Genomic DNA, 22,211 nt, shown 5'->3' on the forward strand with positions numbered 1-22,211 from the left:
GTGGCATGTTTAGAGTGACCCACGCCACGTCCAGCGGGAACGTCCCGGCACACAGCGAACGGACGCCGTCACGAACGGTCCCCGACACGGCGGGAGTGGCCACATCCGGCCACGGCTCCGAAGCCCTCCCGGCCGAGGTCGTGCCCGGGATCGCGTTCCCCGGGCCCCCGCGCTTTGACACAATCGGCCCATGAACCCTTACCCTTCCCCCGACGGCGACCCCTGGCAGCAGCAGAACCAGCAGCAGCCCGACCCGTCGGCCTGGAACCCCGCCGACGGGTACGGGGCGATCGAGCCCTACGGGGCCCCCACCGGCGGCTACGCCCCCGTCCCCGCCGGACCGACGCCCGGTGGGGCGAACGAGCCCGTGCTCAGCACCATCGGGGACATCGCCATCACCCAGAACACCGTCATCACCCCCGGCGGGCGCTTCCCGATCCGGGGGACGGTGTGGACCGTCACCGACATGACCCGCACCGAGCGCAGCACCCCGGTCTGGGCCGTCATCGTGGCGATCCTCGTGTTCTGGTGGACCTGTCTGCTCGGCCTGCTCTTCCTGCTGGTCAAGGAGGAGAAGACCAGCGGGCACATCCAGGTCACCGTGCAGGGGCACGGCCACTACCACGCGGCCTCCATCCCGGCCTCGCACCGCGGCCTGTCGGCGCAGATCAACCAGCAGGTCAACTACGCCCGCAGCCTCGCGGCCTGACCCCGGCCCCGCCCCCGAGGGAGTGGGGCCGGCCGCCCCGGGGCCCCGGCGGGCCCCGGGGCGGCGTTCACAGGGCGGCCACCGCGAGCGCTCCCGCGCCCACGGCCCGGGACAGCCGGACCGCCCGGCGGATGTCCGCGACCCGGGGCGGCGGCCCCTCACCCATGCGCGGCCGCCGCTCCTCGCGGTCCCCGTAGACGTTCGCCCCGCCCAGGGACACGCCCAGGGCGCCGGCGAAGGCGGCCTCGCACTGGCCCGCGTTCGGGCTCGGGTGCCGGTCCCCGTAGCGGCGCCACACCCGCCACGCCTCCCCCGCGTTCCCGCCCACCAGCGGCGCGGCGGCGACCGCCAGCAGCGCGGTGAGCCGCGCGGGCGCCCAGCCGGCCAGGTCGTCCAGCCTCGCCGCGGGCGCGCCGAACCTGCGGTACCGCGCGTTCCGGTGGCCGACCATGGCGTCCAGCGTGTTCACGGCCCGGAAGCCGGCCAGCCCGGCGGCCCCGCCCAGGGCGCCCCAGACCAGGGGGCCGACCACGGCGTCGGAGGTGTTCTCGGCGACCGACTCCACCACGGCCCGCGCGATCTCCCGCTCCCCCAGCCCGCTCGGATCACGGCCGCACAGCCGCGGCAGCAGTTCGCGGGCCAGCTCCACGTCCCCGTCCTCCAGGGCCCGGGCCACGCCCTCCGCCTCCCGGCACAGCATGGTCCCGCCCAGCACCGCCCAGGTGACCGCGGCGGTCGCGGCCTCCCCGCCCCGCTCGGCGAGCCGCCCCAGCCCCACCGCGGGCAGGACGGCCCCGGCGGCGAACACCGCCCCGGCGACCGCCGAGTCCCGGTACACGCGCCGCTCCCACCACCCCGCGGCCCGGCCGAACACCGCCACCGGATGCCCCCTCCGGGGGTCCCGCACCAGCATGTCCAGCAGGTAGCCCGCCGCCATTCCTCGTGATCGCACCGCACCACGGTAGCGACTCCGGGTCCTGGCACGCTCCGCTTGATTACTTAGAGTAATAATCTGTGCACACAGAGTGACCGATCTCAGAGGGCACCCATGTACACCCTGACCTGGCTGGCCGTGCTCGTCGGCCAGTGGTGGCACTTCTGACGCCAGGCGGCCAGGAGTTCACGAAACACCAGCGGGGGTGCAGCACACCCGGAGTTAATCACCGGTAACGTGGTGCACGGGGCCCATAGCGACCGGTTTGACGGAACACGCGCGGTAACGAGTGTCAACCACGAATCACCGTAGTTGATGAGGCTTTGCCCACCTGTGGGCGAGATCTTCCAAATACCCTAGAATGTCTGCCCGGGACACCATGACACGGGCGGACCGCCCGGTCGCAGGCCACCCCGACCACACCCTGGGTCACAACGTGGTCACGACCCGCCACCGCGGGCCACAATTGAACCGAGCACCCGTAGCTCAGTGGATAGAGCACCGGACTTCTAATCCGATGGCCGCAGGTTCGAATCCTGCCGGGTGCGCCACAAAACCCCAGTTCAGATGGGGTTTGTTGTTCGGACAGACGAGGTGCGAAGCCCGTCTGGAGCCCTGAAATGCTCCGTGTGTGCTCCGCAGTACAAGATCAGTACAGGTGGGAGCGCATCTCGCGGAGCATTTTGCCGTCCCGTGACCCAGCAGGGCCGCGCCCGCAGACACCCCCGCGCCAGCCCACCAGCGCGGTCAGGTAGCGCCCACACGGCCGCCCAGACCCCACGAACACGGGCTTCGCACCCGTGGGACACCCAAGGGGACACCAGCCACCCACGCGCACCACCGCACGATCCCCACACAGCGGACCGCCTGGACGCACCCTCGTTGAAGCCGGGAAGCCTCCAACCGCTGCGCAACCCCCTATAACCACCCAGGACACCAATCCGATGGGGCGTGACCACCGATCCGCCCCCTCTTGACCGCTTTCGGACACCGAAAAACACCGATCCGCCCTGAGATCAACCCGGCACATACGGTAACGTCCTCTTCGCTCCCCTCACCCCACGCTGATCAGGAGCTCCCCTGTGTCCACTCCCATCGGGGTCAACCCCGTCACGGCCATGAGCAAGGCCGACCAAGCCGAGGAACTCGCCATCCGCACCACCGCTGCGGCGCCCGCGCTCGAAGGGATCATCGAAGACCTCCAACCTGCGGTCTCCTCCTACGTCACCTCGGGCCTGTTCAGCTTCGACACCAAAATGTTCGACAACATCAGCCAGCTCGCGCAGAACTCCATCAACCTGGCCGAGAACATCAAGGGCGCCGATCTGGAGATCGCCGCGACCGACCACGACAGCGCCGAAGAGTTCCAGGAAGGCCTCGGCCTCCTCGACATCACCATCAACTTCTGAGCCTTGGACCGGACGAGCGAATCGATATGACAACAGGATCCGCCCCGACTCTGGGGTTGCCCGGGGACATCGACGCCGACGTCGAAGCCATCAGAGGCGGCGCGGACGCGCTGGTCGAGCTCCGGTTGTCCCTCACGGGGCAGACCGAGGAGACCGACACCCAGTTCCGCAGCTCTGCCGGCGAGTTCACCGACCTCCTTGCCTGGGACATCACCTCGGCCGCGGCCGACGAGCTCATGCTCTGGGAGGACACCACCCGGGACCTAACCTACGGGGCCGCGACCCTGCGGCAGTGGGCACAGGACGTCGAGGACTACCGGACCAAACGCGCGAGCATCCAGACCAGGTTCGACACCGCCGTCGCCGAAAGAGTCGCCGACGAACCCTTCGAGCCCCTCATCGACATGCTCTTGGAAGAGCATCAGGGGTACTGGAGCACCCTGATGGAACAGGCCCAGGAGGCCGTCGAATCCCTCAGGAACGGTCCCTCCGCGGACGCCCTGGAGCGCATGGTCGAAGCCGGGCTGCTGACCGGCACCCAGCTCTCCTACTTCGGCGACAGCTACCCCGGCATGCTGCCCGACGGACTCCCCAGCCCAGAAGACCACCCCTCGGTGGTCAACACCTGGTGGAACTCCATGGACGAGCAGGAACAGCGCCAGGCCATGGAGGACCACCCCGAACTCCTGCGCGACCTCGACGGTATCCCCACCGTCGTGCGCGACGAACTCAACCGGGACCACCTGGACGACGAGATCGCCCGTTTGGAAGAGGAGATCGCCGACGCGAAGGGCGAACGCGATGAGGCCATGGACTCCCTGAGCGACTCCAGCAGCGGGATCGGCGCCTACGGCTCCCAGACGGACCTGAGCGAGCTCGAAGAGGAACTCGAAACGCTCACCACCTTGCACACCAACCTCAACGACGAGAACGCCGACCGGTACCTGCTCGCTCTGGACACCGAGAACCGCGGGCGCGCCATCGTGTCCACCGGCAACCCCGACACCGCCGACAACGTCGCCACCCTCGTGCCGGGCACCACGACCACCTGGCAAAGCGTCAACGACCAGTTGGGGCGAGCTGAGGCACTGCATCAATCAGCCTCGATCGCGGACAGGGAAGGCGAGCATGCCGTCATCAGCTGGATCGGCTACGACGCTCCCAACGTGCCCGAAGCAGCAGGGCGGGGACGGGCCGAGGGTGCCGTCGACGAGTTGAGCGGCTTCCAGGACGGGCTCCGCGCCACACACGAGAACACGTCCGCATCGCACAACACCGTCATCGGGCACAGCTACGGATCCACCGTGGTCGGTCACACCGCGCAGAGCGAGGTCGGCCTCAATGCCGACGAGATCGTCCTGGTCGGCAGTCCCGGAGCCGACGCCGAGCACGTGTCCGAACTCGGATTCGCGCCTGAGGACGTGCACACCTCGACAGCGAAGAACGACGGAATCACCAACCTCACCGAATTGACACACGGCGCCGATCCCACCAGCCCCGACTTCGGGGCGACCGTGTTCGAATCCGACGAAGGCAGCGATGGGGGCCCGTGGCCGCTTGGAGCCGCCCACTCGGAATACTTCAACCGCGGTACTGCCTCCCTGGAATACATGGGCGAAGTCATCGCCGGACAACATTAGGACCTATCAAGATATGAAGCGACTGAAACAGGCGGCCTACCTGCCCCTGGCCGTCTTCGCGATGACCGCTTGCAGCCCCGGCGCCGATCAGGAAACGACGATGCAAGAAACGATGACCCAGGACGAAGCCGCTACCAAGGTCGACCAGCACATCACCGGTGCCGTATCCGCTCTGCCGGAAACCGTCGAACTCGAACCCGTCGGCCCTGTCGCCTTCGCTTCCTGCGATGACCCCACCGACGGTGGCCCTCGAGGCCGTGTCACCGTCAGTCAGGATCAGTGGCTGAATGGGCTGCTGGTGGAGGAGAACGAACAGAACGCCGAACTGCTGTACGAGTACTGGACCGCCAACGGCTACCGTGTCATCCGCGACGAACGCCCTGACAAACTGTCGATCGCGGTCGAGAACGAGGAAGACGGCTTCCTCATGTCTCTCCGCGTCAGTATTCAGGGAGACCTTTCCATCGGCGCGTCTTCCCCCTGTGTGTGGCCGGAGGGCACCCCGGAAGCCTGAGAATGTGAGAACGCCCGGTTCAGCACTCCCGCATGAGACAGCCTCTCGGAAGGGGTACCCGGCACCCAGGGGACCTTTGATCCGATGGCCGACCGGCAGCGCCCACGGCGAAGCCCCAGACCGGGCGGGGTGAAGCCGCCGCACGACCCGGGGCCCGGGGGTTCAATCACTCCTGGTGTGCTCCCCCGTCCCGCTACCCGACCGACACCGGCTCCCCGCGCAACAGCGCGGCGGTCGCCTCCGCCGCGGCCTTCGCGACGTCGGGGTACACCGATTGGTAGGTGTCCTGGGTGAAGTGCGTCGTGGCGTGGCCGAGCTCGGAGGAGACCACCTTCACGTCCGTGCCCGCCGCGAGCGCGAGCGAGGCAGCTCCGTGGCGGAGCCCGTGCAGCGTGATGGGCGGGAGTTCGGCGGCTTTGGCGATGCGGCAGAACCAATCACTGACCTGCCCTGGGTGCCAGCCCGAACCGTCCTGGCGGGTGAACACCAACCGGTGTTCGCCCAAGAGGCCCCCCACTGCGAGGCGTTGCTCGTTCTGGAACCTCTTCCACCCTCGCAGGATCTTGATCGTGTCGGCGTCCAGGGTGATCGTGCGCTGACCCGCCGCGCTCTTGGGGGTGGAAGTGATCGTCTCCCAAGCGAGCTGGACGACCTGGACGCGGATGTCGATCTGGCCGTCCACCAGCCGGGTGTTCGCCCACGGGAGCCCGACCGCCTCACCCCGGCGGAGTCCTTTGACGGCGATGAGGTGGAACATCGGGAACAGCCACGTGTACTTCTTCGCATGGGTCAGGAAGGTGCGGGTCTGCTCGGGTGTCCAGACCATCACCTCGCCCGGAACGGTCCCGTCCTTCTCCCACTGGCGCACCCGGTCCGCGGTCCACACCAGGGGGCGTTTCCTCGGGCAGGACGGAAGCCGTACGTGGGAGGCGATGTTCACCGTGAGGGGCAGGTCCGGGGAGCGGACCGCGTCCGACAGAGCGCTGCGCAGCGTGGCCCGGATCCGATGCTTGGTCGACAACAAGATCACCCGCCGCCCCCGCACCGACCTCCGTACCTGCGGGTCCTCGGAGTCGCGGCACTCCAGGATGTGCACGTTGGCCTCCTCCACCTTGGCGAACATCGCCTCCACATGACGCACCTGCAACCGATCCACCCGAACCTTCCCCAGGTGAGGGACCAGGTACTTGCGGATGTGCCCGTCATAGAGCTCATCTCATTTGGGTTCTCGGTAACCTGCTCCTGTGTCGATGGTGGAACGGCTGGTGCCGGACGAGCTGTGGGAACTGTTCCAACGGGTGGTCCCCGAGGCGCCCACCCGCCCCCAGGGCGGTGGGCGGCGCAGACACGGCGACCGCCAAGTGCTGGCCGCGATCATCTTTGTGGCCACGTCCGGGTGCACCTGGGCCCGGCTCCCGCCGGTCTTCGGCCCCTCCGGGCCCACCGCGCACCGGCGCTTCACCGAGTGGACCCGGGCGAGGGTCTGGGCCAAGCTCCACCGCCTGGTCCTGGACGAACTCGGCTCTCGCGGTGAGCTGGACTGGTCGCGGTGCGCGATCGACTCGGTGAACATGCGCGCTCTCCAAGGGGGGACCTGACAGGTCCCAATCCTGTCGACCGGGGAAAGAAGGGGTCGAAGATCCACCTGATCACCGACCGGTCCGGTCTGCCCCTGTCCATGGCGATCTCGGGGGCCAACACCCACCACAGCCAAGCGTTGCAGCCCCTGGTAGAGGGGATCGCTCCGATTCGCTCCCGCCGCGGACCCCGGCGGCGCAAACCGGGCAATCTGCACGGCGACAAGGGCTATGACTACGCCCACCTGCGCCGCTGGCTCCGGCGCCGGAGGATCGTCCACTGTCTGGCCCGCCGGGGCGTGGAGTCCTCGCAGCGGCTGGGCAGGCACCGGTGGCAGGTCGAGCGCACCCTGGCCTGGCTGGCCGGATGCCGCCGCCTGCACCGCCGCTACGAGCGCAAGGCCGACCACTTCCTGGCCTTCACCGGCATCGCCTGCACGCTGATCTGCTACCGCCGACTCACCAAATGAGATGAGCTCTAAGGCAGGCGCGCCGATTGGACGAGGCCATCGACGCCCACGCACGCGACCTATACCGCCAGACCGGCGACCTCCACGGCGAAGCTGGAACATGGACCAACCTCGGCACCGCGCTCGCGCAGGCGCGCCGACTCGACGAGGCCATCGACACCCTCACCCACGCACGCGACCTACACCACCAGTTGGAGAATGCCTACGGCGAAGTTCAGGCGTGGAACAACCTCGGCCTGGCACTCCTAGGCTGCGGCCGACCATCTGGGGCGGCCGAGGCGGTGCAGCGGGCAGTGGACCTGTTCGAGGCCACCGGGGATGAACATCGGGCAGCCCTTATGTGGAATCTTCTCGTCCGACTCCAGGAGAAGCTCGATGCCGACGGCCTTTCCTGAGTGACCACGCCCCGATGCCAGTGTGTCGGTGCACCGGGATTGGCCCGAAATCCGCGGGTGTAGATCCCGGACGTTCGTTTGTGTGGCCACGCTCTTGAGAACGAGGTCCCCGCAGGATCGCGAAGGCCTCGTCATGCACCGGGACATGACGTCTACGAGTCGCTCGTCGGCTTAACGCTGGTGTTGCTGATCGGGACGTCGATGCGGTCAAGGGCGACGACGACGCCGTCCTTGACGACGTAGCACTCGACGACGTGCTCACCCTTGAAGTCGGAGTGTTCGATGCGAATGCCCGGTTTGCTCGACCCGACGATCTGACCACGAACCGCGTTCCGGTTCTCAGCCTCGGGGCCCCGGTTGAGCACCTTCCACTTCAGCTCGTACGGATGCGCGATAGTGCAGCTGGTGACCGAGAACTTCAGGTCCTTGTCGGCCTTGAGCAGCACACCCATGCGCAGCATCTCCCTCAGCCGAGTCGGTCGCCAGCCGTTCTGCGTGACCTCGCAGTCAATCAGGACCGTCCCCGAGATGTCGACTGGATACCAGTCCTCGATGAACTCCTCGGTGTCCCGGTACGACTTGGCTCCCTCCCTGACGGCCAGAGGCACGGACGTCCCGAAGACCTCGCGCCACTTCTTGTTCGCCGCCGCCTTCCCTGCATTCTCGATCGCATCAAAGCAGCGGCCGTACGCCTTCTTGGCCTTCGGTTGGAACTTCGCTTTCACCTTGACCCGTTGCCTGCTGCCCAACGCCAGGTAGTAGTCCTTCTCCGGCTCGTCCTTGAGGAACGCGAAGAAGTCGCGGACCATGAGGTCGAACGAACCCGTCCCCGCCGAGTCGTAGTCATCGGTCTGCGCGAAGAAATTGTGCACCAGGGTGTCGATGAGCAGGCCGCCCATGTTCACGCCGTTCGCGTTCTTCCACGCCCGCGCCATCCGCGCCAGGTGACGCATGTTCGTCGACGTGCGATCGTTGCACTCCTTGGTCGCGGCGATCTCCTCACGCGGCTTGGTGACCTTCCAGCCCTCGGCGACCGTGTCCGGGTAGTCGAAACTACCGTCAGAGTTCTGGAACGCCGGCTGGACTTCGAACTTGAAGGCGTTGCTCTTGAACTGCACCCGTACGACGCACTGGTCGACGCGGATCTCGGTGTCCTTGTACCGCGCTTTGAGGTCGTCCCGGACGCGCTCGAGTATCCGGCGTGGTCCGGTATCGCTGCTGTAGTTCGAGCGGATCCCTGGCGGGAGAATGAAGATCATGTCAAGGTCGGACACGCCCTTGATGGCCGTGTGCCGACCGAACGAGCCGACCATGAGCTTGTAGTCGGTGCAGCCTTCCTTGGAACGGAAGTCCTTGTTGAGCGCCTTGGTGATCTCGTCCCGGCGGGATGCGATCACGCTTGCTGTCTCGCCCACTTTGAGGTTCCCAAGCAGGGCGTCGAAGATCTCGGACGTCTTCATGACCGGCCCTCACCCTCATCGAGTCGAAGCGTATCGGGAAGCAAGAGATCGATCTCGCGGGTCGTGAACGTCATCTCTTCGTTGTTTTTCAGTCCGTCCTGAGCCTGAGCGAAGGCCTTGGTGCTCGTCCTGGGCGCGTTGGCATACGCGTCGCGCGTGGCCTGCTGGAGCTCGTTGCGACGCTCCCTGGCCTCCGCGTCAGAGACGGTGCTGGACATCAGGTCGGCGATGAGCGAAATGTAGGACTCGCGGACGTCCCACAGCCGCGAGGCTATGTCGCGGTGGGCGTTGGACTCTTCCTCGAATTTGAAGGTCTTCGTGCCGAGGCTCATCCAGCTCACGAGCAGCGCGATGGACGATGTCGCGAGAGTGGTCAGCACCGGGTTGCCCAACAGGCCGACGACGGCGGCCAGGAAGGTGCCGGAACTGATTGCGGTGAGGGCGATGAGCACGCCCTGCTGCAACCGGTGCTTGTTGAAGCAGATGTCCGCTTGCTTCTCATGGGTCTTGTGGCTGTACACCACTCGCCCGAATGACTCGCGCACCTGCGCCAGCAGATACGGGTCGCGGCCGGGCACCGCTCCTCGCTCGTCAGCCAATCCACTCCGATCATCGTCCCCCAGGAGCGCTTCCGCTTTGGAACCCCCGGTCTTCGCCTCCCGGAAGGGCAGCCACCGTTGATAATCGCCGCACGCCCTCCAAGTATGGACGGGAGCACTGACAGTCGAGGCAGCGACGACCAAGGCAATCGCGCTCCTGCCGATCACCTCCTGAGCGGTCAGCAACGAAGCGCCACGCCAACTGGCCACCTGCTCCACTCCTGCTCCGGCGGCACCCGACTCTCATAGGTGGCGGGAGGAGATCCAGGCACGCACCGCAGCTTCCGCCGCTCCCAGCACGAAACAGACCCGCTAACCTCCTGCGCCCTTTCCCAGAACCAGTTGAGGCTGTCGAAGTGTCCCGTCCGCCCACCGACGCATCCACTCGGGAAAAGTGAACTCCTGGGGGAACAGCATGACGCCCGGGTCGTCCCCGGCTGTCGAGTTGGGGTCGATGGCCCACATCCCGCCGGACGGGTTCCGGAAGTCGATCAGCGACTCGACACCACAGCCCCAGTCGCACAGAGTCAGGAATGAGTCCGCCATCGGCCGCCACTCCTGAGGCCACCCCTCCCGCCGCCGGAAGGCGTCCATGACGGAGACACCGTTCTCCGGATCCCACAACGGCAACAGGCCGTAGCCCGGACCGAATCCCCCGTCGCCAAGCTCGAGGTAGCAGCGCCGCAGGAGTGATGGCAAAGGGCGACCGAGAAGCTCCTCGCACTCGTTGACCACATCCTCAGCCACAGGCCTCAACGGCGGCGGCAAGTCGAGCCGCCCCGCGGCGAGCGCGGTGTCGTACTCCGGTGTGCCCCTGAAGTAGACCGTTCGCCACGAGCCCTGGTCGGCACAGCACCGAACCGCACCATCGCTGTCGTCCTCTGGCAGGCCGAGCCGGTGGTCCAGGTACTCACCGGAGAGCACGCGTGCGCGTACGGCCTCGAACACCGCATCGTCATCATGTGTCACGCGCCCAGTGTGCCCGCAAGCCGTGACGAACACGTTCCCCTGACTTCCTCCGACAAGCATTGGCGGCCGGACTCCGTGGACCGTACCCCGACACCCACCGGCGACCCGCTGTCACTTCCTCAGTACCTGTCGTCCTCCGCGCAACGGCCACAACACCATGCCGCCTGCCCGAAGCGCCCTACCACCCCAACAAAGGCGTCCCCCCTGACCACAGCGACCGTTCGGCCCTCCCGAGCACAACTGCTTCCCAGCCTGCACCAGGAAATCGACTACCACCAACCCACAGCGATTAACTGCCTCACCACCTCCACCAAAGTCATCAAGCCCGTAACAAAAAGTGCAGCCCCCAGCACAACCCAAACAAGAGATGACATCGCCCTATTGGCCGAATCAATCCGCCCTCCTCGAGATTTCTCCCAAGCACTCAACATAAAAGGAAGCAGAAAGAGAGAAGATCTTTGAATTTCATCCCAGTTCCTCCAGTTTCCATACCCAGAGGCCACCAACAAGCCACCCAAAAACATAAGGACAGCCGCCAGCACGAGATATCCCAGCATCTAAACCTCCCCACCTATCAGCGCCACCAGGAAAACAGACGAAATAAAAGCTTCACCCAGGGTCCTGAAAATCGCCTCCCTTATCCAAGGCAGGCAGGAACCTCGGTGAAATCCAAACCACCCATGCCCCAATCAGCACCGACCTTCAAACCGGCACCAGCTTCAAGCGTACTGGTGGCCGCGTTCGCTGACTTTCCGACCAGGCACAGAAAGAAGATCTGGCCGACCAGCCTGTTATAGCAGTTGAACCGGGAGGTCAAACACAGAGCGGACGTGGCACGGGCCTTCGCCGACCCCGCGACGTTGGGCGGATCGGCCAAACGGTGCTGGCCGAGATGCACAATGAATGGCAGGTCAGTGATCGACGCTACTTCTCCGAGGCGTCCATGATCGAACTGCTGGGCGAGGACGCTCACTACCCGAGCAGCCAGCAGGGACCCAACGAGATCGGATCTGGGTCAGGTGCTGCCACTTCGTGAGCTGGTGAGCTTACGCCCTTCGGTGGAACACCATCCCGGTCTCGTCTCGGCACTGTTTCGCGTCTGGTGTAACGGCGACTCTGAGGTGCGCCAGATGACGGAAGGCGCTCCCAAAATACCGACCCCCGGAGCAGCTCACGGTTCGATGGCGTTGCGGATGCGCTCCAAGCGTCGCTGGTTCTCCTCCCCCAGGCAGAGGTGACATCGATCGGCATGCCCACCGTGATCTGTGTCGACGGCATGTCATGCACGGTCACCTCCAGCGGATCCTTGGGCGAGGCTTCCAACCAAGCGGTCCGATCGCCCTTGGGCCACGCCGTCCCCTCCTCACCCCGAAGCGTGTCGAGGCAGCGCTCCCAATCGTCCAGGTCCTTGACTGACACCATCAGACGGGCATGGCCGTTGACGAAGTCGCTTTTCAGCACGATGGAGGCGGCGTAGTACCGCTCCTCGCTCATGACTAGAGGATCACCGCACACCACTTCAACAGCGACGCTCTGCACCGGATCCGCGGACAGAAAGAGTTCCAACGTCTGAACTTCGTCTGCCACGGCTTCCCTGCCATTCATCCGTTCGGTCAAGGCAGTCCTGATCTTCTCGCACAGCACCCGACCGGTGATCTCAGCCCCGGCCTGTCATCACTGGCAATTCCCACCGGCAGGGACCAGAGCGCCGAAACGCCCGCCCGATTCTCACGAGAACCTCGCGAGGTGCCATCGGACGCCGCCGTCGATCCGCGCGTGCTCCGTTGGTGCTCCGCGGTTTTGGACCGGTGCGACACCGGACGGCATGACATGGCACCGGACGGCAGGACGGATCGGATGGGGTGGCACTAAACGGCATGTAGCGACACGTCTCGGCACGCAACCAGCTAACTTCTAATCCGATGGCCGCAGGTTCGAATCCTGCCGGGTGCGCCACAAAACCCCAGGTCACAGGGGTTCCACGAGGACCTCGCAAGAGGTCCTCGCCGCGTTTGGGGGCCCAAGTGCTCCATGCGTACTCCCCAGTGCAAGCCCCCGTACATCCGGCGCTCCACCTCCCGGAGCACTTTGCCCTCCCGCGACCCGGCGGACCCCTGGCCAGGACACCCCGCGTCCGCCCGCCAGCGCCCTGCATCCGCCATGGCCCGCACGCCCGGAACCCGTAAATGCCCCAGGCCGGGCAGCGGCGACAGCGCCCCCGGACAGCTCGGTATGGGCCCGTCCGGGCGCGCCAATCGCCCGCACACCACGACACGCCTCCCCCAGCCACACCGCCGTACCGTCGTACCGCTGCCAGCGCACACCACCGGTCCGGCACCGCGCCACCGACCCAGAACACGGCTGCCCACGACAACATGACCGGTTCCGGTCAGTGAAGAACACCACCCAGACACTTGCCCGGAACCAACGACGCCCCCTACCAGGGGGAACGCGGTTCCACAATGCTGCCCTCTTCCCAGGGGACAATGGAGGCGTTCGCTCCTTTTGTGCCATGATGCGGTCACGCAACGGCAGCGCACCACCCCGCTGCGTCCCCCACACCACGCCGGGAGGATCCCCGTGTCCGCATGGAACATCCGCCCCTCCGAGGTCGGCACGATCCTGAGTACCGTTTCCGGACACGTCGGAGACGAAGAGGGAACCGAAGGACTCACCGGCCACCTGACCTCCCTGGAAGGGCACCTGGCCGACGCCGCCTCTGGAGCCCACAGCCCACCGATCGAGATGGCACTGGGCGAGTTCGCCGAACACTTCTTCGGCGAGGTCGGCGACATGATCGCCATCACCTCCAGCGCGGTCACCGGAGCCGGCGAGGCCACCACGCACTACGTCAACGGCAACCTCGACATGGCTGCCGACGCCCAGGCCAACGCAGGAAGAGTTTTCACCCCCGTGGACGGCAACGGCAACGGCGGACAGCTCCCCACCGCCTTCTGACCCCCTCCGGCACCGCCCCTCCCCGACCACTGTGTGGAGACCCCCTGTGAGCGACGGCCTCATCGACCCGGAAGCCATTCCCATCCCCGAGGCGAACGTCTACGAACTCCAGACCGCCGCCGCCGGGATGAAGACCGACGGCGAGAACATCTCCCAATCCGGAGCGGACATCTCCTCCGCATGGGCCGGTCTCCAAGGGGTTTACAGCGCCCCGGAGGCCGAGACGCTCTTCGCCGCCACAGACCCGGTCCCCACCAAGGGCGAGGACACCGACCAGGCGCTGAACACCGCCGCCCGCGCGCTGGAGGACTTCGCCGAGACCGCCCAGCGCATCCGCGGCGAACTGACCGCGCTGCGGGCCGAGGCCCGTGACCTGGTCGCCGAGATCAAGAGCGACGAGGGCTGGAACAGCAGCGAGCACCCCTTCGACTTCGTCAGTGAGAAGGGCCAGGAGCACGACGCCCTGCTCGGCAAGGTCAACGCACTGGTCCAGGAGTACCAGCAGGCCGAACGGGACTGCGCCAACGCGATCACCCGGACCTTCGGCGGCACCACCTTCATCGGAGGCGACCTCGAGGGCACCACCCAGGCCGGCCCGGGCGAGGTCGTCTACGGTCTCGACGAGCCGCTGGAGAACGTCGCGACCCCGTGGGGGACCCCGCAGGGCACCGACTACTACTGGACCATGGACGCGGCCCTGGCCGCGTGGGACATGGTACGTGGTGGGGCCGAGGATGTCGGCGGCATGGTCGGGGCGTTCGGGGAACCCGGCTGGTTCACCGACAACTGGGGAGCTAACGCCGGGGACTACTGGGGCGACGCCCTGGTCGGCATGGGCGCCTGGGCCGGTGTCTACAACCCCGAGACCAACGACTGGGTGGGCAGTTTCGGGGAGGGCTTCGAGGTCTACACGAACGCCCGCCTGGACGCGGTGCACGGCTTCTTCCCCTGGACGGAGCTGGAGGAGCGCCCCGGATACGCTTTCGGCACGCTCGGCACGAACCTGGCCATCATCGGAGCCGGGGTGGCCCTGACCGCCACCGGCGGCGGCGCGGTGGTGGGCGTCCCACTCGCGGTCAGCCGTGTGGTGCGAATCTTCGGCGGCGTCGGTGGTGGAGCCGGACCCCACCTGCCGAGTGGCGACGGCTCCGACACCGCGGGCGGGCAAGACCGCAACGGCTCCGGCTCCGGTTCTCATAGCAACGGGACACACCCCTCTCCCTCCTCCACCCCTGGGGAGGGGGCCTTCTCCTCCGACGGAGAGTGGAAGCCCTCCGATATCGAGGACATGAACACCGTTCTGTCCGACCTGGAAGCAGCGCAGAACCCGACCCCCGCACCGGATCCCACACCGGCCCCACCCCCGGAGAACACGGCTCCGGTACCCCGGCCTGAGCCCGTGGTACCGGACCGTTCCCCGGACACGGCCACCACCGACGGTGCCCCGCAGCAGAACACCGGCCAAGAACAGAAACCGGACCCGACCGCCCAAGAGATCGGCCAGGCCTTCGCGGAGATCGCTCAGAACAACGAAGATCTCGCCGATCGGATGGACCGGCAAGACGGGGGGCGGATGGCAGAACTCGACCCGGACGCGGCCTGGACCATCAACCCCACACAGACCACCACGGGAAGCGGTGACGGCCCTGGCGACGGATCCCGCGTGCCCGTCACCCCCGACGGAGCCGAACTGCGAGCGGACAACGAGGTCACCAACAACACCGACAGCGGCGGCCCCGCACCACAGCCCCGCCGCGATGAGAACCCCATCACCATCCACGAAACCGAGGAACAAGACTTCGGTGGGTCGTCTTTTGGTGGCCCGAACGACCCGCCCGATACTCCCAACTCTGGGAGCTCTTCAGGTGAGCATTTCCCAGAACCAGGTGTTCCAACGAGGGAGAACCCGACAGGCCCCATGTCGGACGCCCAAGAAAGCAGAATCAGAGATCTACTTGAATCAACAGGACTTAACAAGCAGAAGATCAACGATATCATCGCGACATTGAAGGATGGCGACACAAAACTTGGAGGCCAAATCGCCGACATCCTACTGGATAGTCAAGTAAGCAGCGTCAAAAGATTTGATGAATTCGTCTCTGATTTCTCAAATCAGAACATGGTTCCAGCCGCAGGGACAGAGCTCAGGTTCGTTAACAATCTCATAAGCTCGGGCTATCCGATCGAGCGTCTCGAGTTCGCAGAAAAGAAAGACCAAGAAGCAACTTCGAATAGTTCTCAAAATTTCGACATCGATACACTTATAAGATCCGATGGAACCTCAGGGAACTACGCCTATCAGATCAAGCGACTCGAAGTTACAGATGGCGCGATCCGAGAGAGTGCCCTGGTTAACAATACCCAGAAAATCGGCAAGCAGCTAAGGAACATACCCCCCGAAATGGGGGAAACCCATACCGTGGGCATCCTTGAGGTCAACGCGCCCATGATCGAGATATCTGACAAGGCAATGGAAAAAATCCTTGCCAACGCACGGCGCTACAATACTTCGTTCAAGGTATACTTCTCAGATGGAGAAATGACCTTTCCCGAAGGCTCACGAGTATACCCATAGGCTCAAACCACCACAGAGGAAAAATGCCTTTTCTCATGCGAGCACCCGTACCCGTTGCATCCTGGTCGTGGACCCTCGAGGGACCCGAGGGGACTGACGGCCTCACAGCGGGAGCCCCCGCCGTCCTTAAAGTGTCGGACATCCTGCAGGCTCACGACCTTCTGTACCTGCAAAAAATCGAAGTGGACTGGTTCGAGTTCGGCATCGGGAACACCGGCTTCCGATCCACCATACTCCACTGCCAGGATATGACGACCGAAAAACTCAAAGAGAAAACCCTGGAATCACAACCCCGTTCTCGCCCAAATTCCTACCCAGAAACCCTGAGAATCATTGGACCGGGAAATTGGATCACACCAGAGGGGAAAAAAAGAGGCGAGCCAGAACTGCTGGTCGCCTCAATCGATATAGCCACAGAAGACACGCAGGTAGAGGTGTCGGTGTACCATGACATCTGGGCCTCAAACGATTTCTTCGGGAATCCTCACCACGAAACATACAATGCCAATGCCCCCCGCCTAGAGAGAGCACTGGAGAATATTGAAAAAATTCTCGGCGTCGAAGCAGAGGCAGGAGACCCGACCTACTTCGGAACCTCTCTAAGGCACGGAGTCGAATCCCCCAGAGGAGGAGTTTCTAAAAGTGGACTCGATGTAACAGATCGTCTTTGAGGGGAAAATTTAAATATGCCACACCCGCTCGGCTCTCCGGAGACCACTGCAGCATGGAACTGGGAGATCGAGACGGAAAGCGATGAAGAGAACGGCAATCTTGGGCGTGGCGCCCGCGCGGCGCTCTCCATGGCAGCAATTCTCAAAAAACACGGTCTACTGGATCTGTCTCAGATTATGGTCTCGTGGCACCGGACAGGAGTCGGACCCATTGGATTTCGATCTCTCATCTCTATGCACGAAGGTGCGAGCACCTCTCCGGATGATCTGGTGCAGATGATTTCAGCGAGCCAACCGGCTGGGCACACGGATGCTCGCGCCGGTCAACTCGAGCTCCTAGGACCCGGAGTATGGATAAACGACGAAGGCCATACCAAGCGGGAGCAAAAGCTGATTGGTGCCTTCTTGTCCATGGATAAGTTCGCGGTCTGGGGCACACTTTGGGTGATGCACGACATCTGGTCCTATTATGATTTCTCCGGACAGCCACACCCTGAGGTCTACAATAACAACGAACCGCGCCTGGCCTCCGTTCTCAAGGAAATCGAAACCTCGCTGGACGTTGAGATCGAGGAGGGTGAACCCACTTACTTCGCAACGCCGGAAAAATATGGGATTCTGACGCCCACCACTGAATCAGAAGGCCTCGGTTTCGATGCGACAGACCGGCTCTGAATCACGTGACAGCAAAAGGTGCGCGCGACGTGAAAGCTCACCGCAACGGATCGCGTGACGTGGGTCTCGCCGTGACCGATCGCCGTTGGCACGAGGACGCAAATGACACATGACGTGGTCGCTCTGCTCGACAGGGCACCCACCCTGCGCGGTATGACACGAGCCCTGGTCCACGCAGGCCCGGAGCTACGGGTACGCCCGGTCGCGGACGGGGCGCTGGTCCAACTCCGCGACGATGCCGGCCGAATGATCGCCGCTGTCCAGGCCGCGCAGCGACTTTCCTGCACCACCGAGATCGACCGGCTCCTGACACCCGGCCTCGGCCGCGCCCTGGCCGAGCAGCCCTACTGGGTGGAGGCCAGAGGCACCCGCACCGGTGCCCAAGGGCCGGATACCAGAGCCATCGTGCGCAGGTTCGCCGATGCCCTGGTCGAGCAATTCGGCGGTACCGTCTGGTCGCCCGACCCCACTCCGGGATGGGACGACCCCCTGTTGACCGGCGTCACCGACCACCCGACCGTCACCGTCACCACCCCCAAGGTGGCCGTGGCCGTTCAGGACCGCCCCGTGGTGGCTATGGACCCCTGGATGGTCGACGCCCTGCACACACACGCCCACGCCCGACGCGCCTTCCAACTGGTCACCCCCTCTACCTCAAGGCTGACCCACATCCTCCGATCGGCCCTGACCGGCCCCTTCACCCGCTGGGTGGTGCGTACTCCCCGGGGTGCCCACCGGGACGGATTCTCCGGAGCACTGTTGACCTGGCACGAGGAACTGGGCTTCGTGTGCTCGGAGAGATCATCGGACACCGGGCAGATCACCGAGTACGAAGACAACGCGGACGCGCAGGCCCTCCTGTTGGTGGATCTGAGCGTGATTCACCCCCCGGGACGGGACCTTCGGTTGGGCACCTGCGTGGAGACCCTGACCTTGAGCCTGACCGGTTCCCTCCCTGCCTTGTGGGGCACCAGCGAGCCTGCGCCCTTGGTATGGAGCCCTGACGACCTCACCGGGCTGGCCCGCCGCAGAGCCCCGAAGGCAACCTGGACGATCTTCAACGGCCCCACCGGCCATGACGATGGTTCCCGCGTATTCAGCGGCACCCTGCGCGTCACCCGTGTACCCGAAGGGGTCCGCGAGGACGTCACCCTGGCCATCGGCGGCCCCGCGGACACCACTTTCACCCCGGACACCCTCACCCCCCTAGTCAAGGAACTCACCAAAGAAGAGGGTTTCCACCGCATCGCCGTGCACCGTACCCGGAGCAGGGCGGACTTGACCTACACTCCGGACACCACCACGCCGGTCATCCCGATCGGGTTGGGGATCGGCCCTGCCGCAACGACCGGCCTGGGCGTCGATCACGCCCTGGCAGCCCCAGTGAGGGGCGTACCCTTCGGACCGCCGATGACCCCTTGCGTCTGGTACGCCATCGGCGACGGAACCGACCCGTCCGATCTGGAACTCCACCGGAGTCTGCTCGCCCACCTGCGCCCCGAAAGCACCAGCCCCGCAGAGCGGCAGGAGAGGAACGGAGGCGGCACATACGGCCGCTCCTCGCACACGAAGACCGCCTCCAGGCCGTGCTCGCACGCCGGAACGTCCGACGTAAGAGAGCCCCTGGCTCCGGGGGACCTTTGATCCGATCGGCCTCGACCGTAGAGAAACCCCAAGCCTTGCAGAGCAACCTCGAATGACAATGACAGGCGAAAGCCACCCATCCTTAACACCGGTGAGATCATCCTCCAGCGGCGGCCTTCCAGTCGGTAGGCAGCTCGTCACCGGGCCCATCACCATGTCCCCCTGTACGGCCCCCTTCCCTTGGTCGGCCGACGAACCGAAGAACACACCTTGACCGGAGAGAAAGTGACGTTGAAGCGGATCGCCCCCGTCTTCTTTACCGCCGTGCTGGCACTGACCGCTTGCAATTCTGGAGGGAACGAGGCCGCGCCAGAGGAGGCATCACAGGCCAACGCCGAACCGGAGGAGACCGCGCTCCTAGCAGAGGAGCTGTCTGGATTGCTGGTGCACCACACGGGGGCGAGAGGGGTGTTCCTCACTTTCCACGACGTCGAAGACGGAACCCAAACAAGCCTGATCAACCTCACTGACCTGGCCATGGCCGAGGCGGCTGGCACGGGGATCAATGCTTTCTGGGACAAGTTCGCCTTCTCCCCCGATTTCAAGTTCGCCGCCTACGAGCACGACGGCGGACTCCGCTTGGGCGAACTCAACGCCGAGACCTACTCCTACGACTGGACGGGGACCGTGGAACCGGAGGAGTCGGCCACGTTCAGCGGTGGCGCGGTCGAGTATCTCTCCCCTCAGTTCTCCCCTGACGGCAGCCAGCTCTGGTTCGAAGAACAGCTGGAGCACAGTGAGGGGGACTCGCGCGTCCTCTCCGTCGACGTCGCGGCCCCAGAAGGAGAACCGGAGCATCGGGGCGACGCTCCACGCGACATCGGGACCATTCACAGAGTCGACTCGCGGGTGATGAGTGGGCAGGGAGCCTGGCGAGGCCCGGACAACGTCTATGCGATCACCGAAGATAACCAGTTGGAGGTTCTGGAGAGGGTCAAGGACGAGGAGATGGGGCTGGACTACTTCGTAGGAGACGCCACCGGTGTGGTCCCCTGGAACTTCGTCGAGGGGGTGCCCGGCCAGTTCTTCGGGCCGATCAACTTCAACCGCAGCACGTTCACGGAGCTGCACGCGCTCTCGGTCTCTGATGACGGAACCGTTTCTGACGAGGGGATCGACCTTGAAGCTACCGGCAACAGCATCAGCCGTATGTGGGCTGACAAGGAAAACCACCGCTTGATCCTCTTGACCGGAAGCTCCTACTTCGCCTACACACCCGGTTCCGATGACGAGCCGGTAGCGCTCTTCGACGACCTCACGTACGAGGAAAGGCCCGAAGGCGCCTATCAACCCGAGATCCTCGGCGTCTACCCAGCCCACAAAGGCTAGGTAAGACCAGCAGGCCCACGATCACGATCAGCATGGTGGAGCCGAATACACGGCCCTTCTCAGCCTTGGAGTACACCAGGGGACCTTTGATCCGATGGCCAGCCACCTCCGCCAACAGCGAAGCCCCAGGCCAGACGAGGCGAACTCACCGCACGGCCCGGGGCTCGGGGCGCTGAATCGCTCCTGGTGTGCTCCCCGTCCGCTACCCGGCCGACGCCAGCGTCCAGCGCAGCAACTCAGCGGTCGCTTTGGCGACGTCGGGGTAGACCGATTGGTAGGTGTCCTGGGTGAAGTGCGTAGTCGCGTGGCCCAGCTCGGAGGAGACCACCTTCACGTCCGTGCCCGCCGCTAGGGCGAGCGAGGCGGCCCCGTGGCGCAGCCCGTGCAGGGTGATGGGCGGGAGCCCGGCGGTTTTGGCGATACGGCAGAACTAGTCACTGACCTGCCCCGGATGCCACCCCGAACCGTCCTGACGGGTGAACACCAATCCCGTCACCTGCCAGTTCTTACCCGCTTGGAGTCGGGCCTCGTTCTGGAACTTCTTCCTCCCCCGCAGGATCTTGACGGTGTCAGCGTCCAGGGTGATGGTGCGCTGGCCCGCCGCGCTCTTGGGGGTCGAGGTGATCGTCTCCCACGCCAGTTGCACGACCTGGACGCGGATGTCGATCTGGCCGTCCACCAACCGGGTGTTCGCCCAGGGCAACCCCACCGCCTCACCACGGCGCAGCCCCTTGACGGCGATGAGGTGGAACATGGGGAACAGCCACGTGTACCGTCTCGCATGTGTGAGGAAGGTCCGGGTCTGCTCGGGGGTCCAGACCATCACCTCACCTGGCACCGTGCCGTCCTTCTCCCACTGACGGACCCGGTCGGCCGTCCAGACCAGGGGCCGCTTGCGGGGGCAGGAAGGAAGGCGTACGTGGGAGGCGATGTTCACCGTGATGGGCAAGTCCGGGGAGCGGACCGCGTCCGACAGCGCGCTGCGCAACGTGGCCCGGATACGGTGCTTCGTGGACAGCGAGATCACCCGCCGCCCCCGCACCTTCGGGTCCTTGGAGTCGCGGCACTCCAGGATGTGCACGTTGGCCTCCTCCACCTTGGCGAACATCGCCTCGACGTGACGTGCTTGGAGCCGGTCCAGACGGATCCCGCCGAGATGCGGGATGAGGTACTTACGGATATGCCCGTCGTAGGAGGCCCGAGTTCCCTCGGCGAGATCGGGCTTGCCGTCCAGCCATTCGCGCAACCACTCCCCCACCGGCGGCGGCTCCCGCCGGACGTCCGCCCCCGCGCCGATCCGCTTGCGGACCTCCTCCACCCCCGACAGGGGCCGGCGACCCTTGAGGGAGGCCTGGATGAGGTCAGCAATTTGCACCTCGGCCTCCGTCTCTCCGGAGGCCAATGCCATCAGCGCCTTGACCCGCTCCAACCCCTGGGCGGCCTCGGTGTGCGAGGCCAACCCGACCCGGCGCGCCTGACGGCGCCGACCGTCCGTGGTCCGGGGAAGCTCGTACTGGAACGCCCACGCCCCATGGGACGAACTCCATCCCCCGCCCTTGCGCTTGAGTCGAGGGCACTTCACCCCCAAACGCCTTACCGGTTTCGTCGCGGCACCCGCACCGCTTGAACGTGGACCCCTCACGTGCTGCCACCTGCGGTCTCTACTTTCTCCTCGGCGTTCAC

The 22,211-nt window shown here is 65.2% G+C and carries 19 protein-coding genes, 1 tRNA gene and 2 pseudogenes; 13 read left to right on the plus strand and 9 right to left on the minus strand.

Going from position 1 to position 22,211, the window contains the following annotated elements; genetic code table 11:
* The first annotated feature begins 190 nt into the window (after positions 1 to 190).
* Positions 191 to 709, plus strand: coding sequence for a hypothetical protein (locus ACFVNO_RS20585; RefSeq protein WP_220559575.1), 519 nt, complete (start codon positions 191 to 193; stop codon positions 707 to 709).
* Positions 710 to 776: 67 nt separating this feature from the next.
* Here ACFVNO_RS20585 and ACFVNO_RS20590 read toward each other — a convergent pair whose 3' ends face one another.
* Positions 777 to 1,646, minus strand: coding sequence for a cobalamin biosynthesis protein (locus tag ACFVNO_RS20590; RefSeq protein WP_378895045.1), 870 nt, complete (start codon positions 1,644 to 1,646; stop codon positions 777 to 779).
* Positions 1,647 to 2,118: 472 nt separating this feature from the next.
* Between ACFVNO_RS20590 and ACFVNO_RS20595 the strand changes: the two genes are divergently transcribed.
* From ACFVNO_RS20595 to ACFVNO_RS20610, 4 genes are all read left to right on the plus strand, one after another.
* Positions 2,119 to 2,194, plus strand: a tRNA-Arg gene (locus ACFVNO_RS20595).
* 531 nt (positions 2,195 to 2,725) lie between these two features.
* A complete protein-coding gene (locus ACFVNO_RS20600) occupies positions 2,726 to 3,052 on the plus strand; it encodes a hypothetical protein (RefSeq protein ID WP_378894775.1) in 327 nt (108 codons plus the stop codon).
* A 26-nt stretch (positions 3,053 to 3,078) separates the two neighbouring features.
* Complete coding sequence (locus ACFVNO_RS20605) at positions 3,079 to 4,692, plus strand: alpha/beta hydrolase (protein WP_378894778.1); 1,614 nt, start codon at positions 3,079 to 3,081, stop codon at positions 4,690 to 4,692.
* Positions 4,693 to 4,705: 13 nt separating this feature from the next.
* Complete coding sequence (locus ACFVNO_RS20610; protein ID WP_378894781.1) at positions 4,706 to 5,206, plus strand: hypothetical protein; 501 nt, start codon at positions 4,706 to 4,708, stop codon at positions 5,204 to 5,206.
* 193 nt (positions 5,207 to 5,399) lie between these two features.
* On the opposite strand, the pseudogene ACFVNO_RS20615 reads toward ACFVNO_RS20610, so the two are convergent.
* Positions 5,400 to 6,413: pseudogene (locus ACFVNO_RS20615) on the minus strand (tyrosine-type recombinase/integrase); the annotation flags it as partial.
* 43 nt (positions 6,414 to 6,456) lie between these two features.
* Between ACFVNO_RS20615 and ACFVNO_RS20620 the strand changes: the two are divergent.
* Positions 6,457 to 7,253, plus strand: a protein-coding gene (locus tag ACFVNO_RS20620) for an IS5 family transposase (protein ID WP_378895048.1) whose coding sequence is annotated in 2 segments (ribosomal slippage) — positions 6,457 to 6,793 and positions 6,793 to 7,253 — 798 coding nt in all. Because the reading frame shifts where the segments join, the coding sequence is not laid out codon by codon here.
* A gap of 26 nt (positions 7,254 to 7,279) precedes the next feature.
* Complete coding sequence (locus tag ACFVNO_RS20625) at positions 7,280 to 7,648, plus strand: hypothetical protein (protein WP_378894784.1); 369 nt, start codon at positions 7,280 to 7,282, stop codon at positions 7,646 to 7,648.
* Between the two features lie 152 nt (positions 7,649 to 7,800).
* Here ACFVNO_RS20625 and ACFVNO_RS20630 read toward each other — a convergent pair whose 3' ends face one another.
* The 6 genes from ACFVNO_RS20630 to ACFVNO_RS20655 all read right to left on the minus strand — a co-directional run bounded on the left by ACFVNO_RS20630 (position 7,801) and on the right by ACFVNO_RS20655 (position 12,293).
* Positions 7,801 to 9,108: a nucleotidyltransferase gene (locus ACFVNO_RS20630; RefSeq protein WP_378894787.1), complete on the minus strand. Its 1,308-nt coding sequence runs from the start codon at positions 9,106 to 9,108 to the stop codon at positions 7,801 to 7,803.
* Positions 9,105 to 9,917, minus strand: a complete 813-nt coding sequence (locus tag ACFVNO_RS20635; protein ID WP_378894791.1) for an SLATT domain-containing protein — start codon at positions 9,915 to 9,917, stop codon at positions 9,105 to 9,107. Before ACFVNO_RS20635 ends, ACFVNO_RS20630 begins: the two co-directional genes overlap by 4 nt.
* A 102-nt stretch (positions 9,918 to 10,019) precedes the next feature.
* Positions 10,020 to 10,676: an SMI1/KNR4 family protein gene (locus ACFVNO_RS20640; protein ID WP_378894794.1), complete on the minus strand. Its 657-nt coding sequence runs from the start codon at positions 10,674 to 10,676 to the stop codon at positions 10,020 to 10,022.
* A 269-nt stretch (positions 10,677 to 10,945) separates the two neighbouring features.
* Positions 10,946 to 11,233 carry a hypothetical protein gene (locus ACFVNO_RS20645; RefSeq protein ID WP_378894797.1) on the minus strand — a complete coding sequence of 96 codons (288 nt, stop codon included), beginning with the start codon at positions 11,231 to 11,233 and terminating at the stop codon, positions 10,946 to 10,948.
* Positions 11,234 to 11,313: 80 nt separating this feature from the next.
* The gene (locus ACFVNO_RS20650; protein WP_378894800.1) at positions 11,314 to 11,649 is read right to left on the minus strand and encodes a hypothetical protein; all 336 of its coding nucleotides are present in this window, start codon (positions 11,647 to 11,649) and stop codon (positions 11,314 to 11,316) included.
* The gene (locus ACFVNO_RS20655) at positions 11,649 to 12,293 is read right to left on the minus strand and encodes a DUF5959 family protein (protein ID WP_378894803.1); all 645 of its coding nucleotides are present in this window, start codon (positions 12,291 to 12,293) and stop codon (positions 11,649 to 11,651) included. The genes ACFVNO_RS20650 and ACFVNO_RS20655 overlap by 1 nt, the downstream gene beginning before the upstream one ends.
* 963 nt (positions 12,294 to 13,256) lie before the next feature.
* Between ACFVNO_RS20655 and ACFVNO_RS20660 the strand changes: the two genes are divergently transcribed.
* From ACFVNO_RS20660 to ACFVNO_RS20685, 6 genes are all read left to right on the plus strand, one after another.
* Positions 13,257 to 13,634, plus strand: coding sequence for a DUF6507 family protein (locus tag ACFVNO_RS20660; protein WP_378894806.1), 378 nt, complete (start codon positions 13,257 to 13,259; stop codon positions 13,632 to 13,634).
* 46 nt (positions 13,635 to 13,680) lie between these two features.
* Entirely contained in the window at positions 13,681 to 16,209 is a 2,529-nt protein-coding gene (locus ACFVNO_RS20665; protein WP_378894809.1) for a hypothetical protein, read from the plus strand.
* A 35-nt stretch (positions 16,210 to 16,244) separates the two neighbouring features.
* Positions 16,245 to 16,880 (plus strand): hypothetical protein, encoded by a 636-nt coding sequence (locus ACFVNO_RS20670; protein WP_378894812.1) that lies wholly within the window; start codon positions 16,245 to 16,247, stop codon positions 16,878 to 16,880.
* A gap of 15 nt (positions 16,881 to 16,895) precedes the next feature.
* Positions 16,896 to 17,555: a hypothetical protein gene (locus tag ACFVNO_RS20675; RefSeq protein WP_378894815.1), complete on the plus strand. Its 660-nt coding sequence runs from the start codon at positions 16,896 to 16,898 to the stop codon at positions 17,553 to 17,555.
* Positions 17,556 to 17,708: 153 nt separating this feature from the next.
* Positions 17,709 to 19,199, plus strand: a complete 1,491-nt coding sequence (locus tag ACFVNO_RS20680; RefSeq protein WP_378894818.1) for a DUF6177 family protein — start codon at positions 17,709 to 17,711, stop codon at positions 19,197 to 19,199.
* Positions 19,200 to 19,409: 210 nt separating this feature from the next.
* Positions 19,410 to 20,528, plus strand: coding sequence for a hypothetical protein (locus ACFVNO_RS20685; RefSeq protein ID WP_378894821.1), 1,119 nt, complete (start codon positions 19,410 to 19,412; stop codon positions 20,526 to 20,528).
* A gap of 202 nt (positions 20,529 to 20,730) precedes the next feature.
* Here the strand turns inward: ACFVNO_RS20685 and ACFVNO_RS20690 are convergent.
* Positions 20,731 to 22,180: pseudogene (locus ACFVNO_RS20690) on the minus strand (tyrosine-type recombinase/integrase).
* Between the last annotated feature and the right edge of the window lie 31 nt (positions 22,181 to 22,211).

This window comes from Nocardiopsis sp. NPDC057823 (genome assembly GCF_042797335.1).
GTDB lineage: Bacteria > Actinomycetota > Actinomycetes > Streptosporangiales > Streptosporangiaceae > Nocardiopsis > Nocardiopsis changdeensis.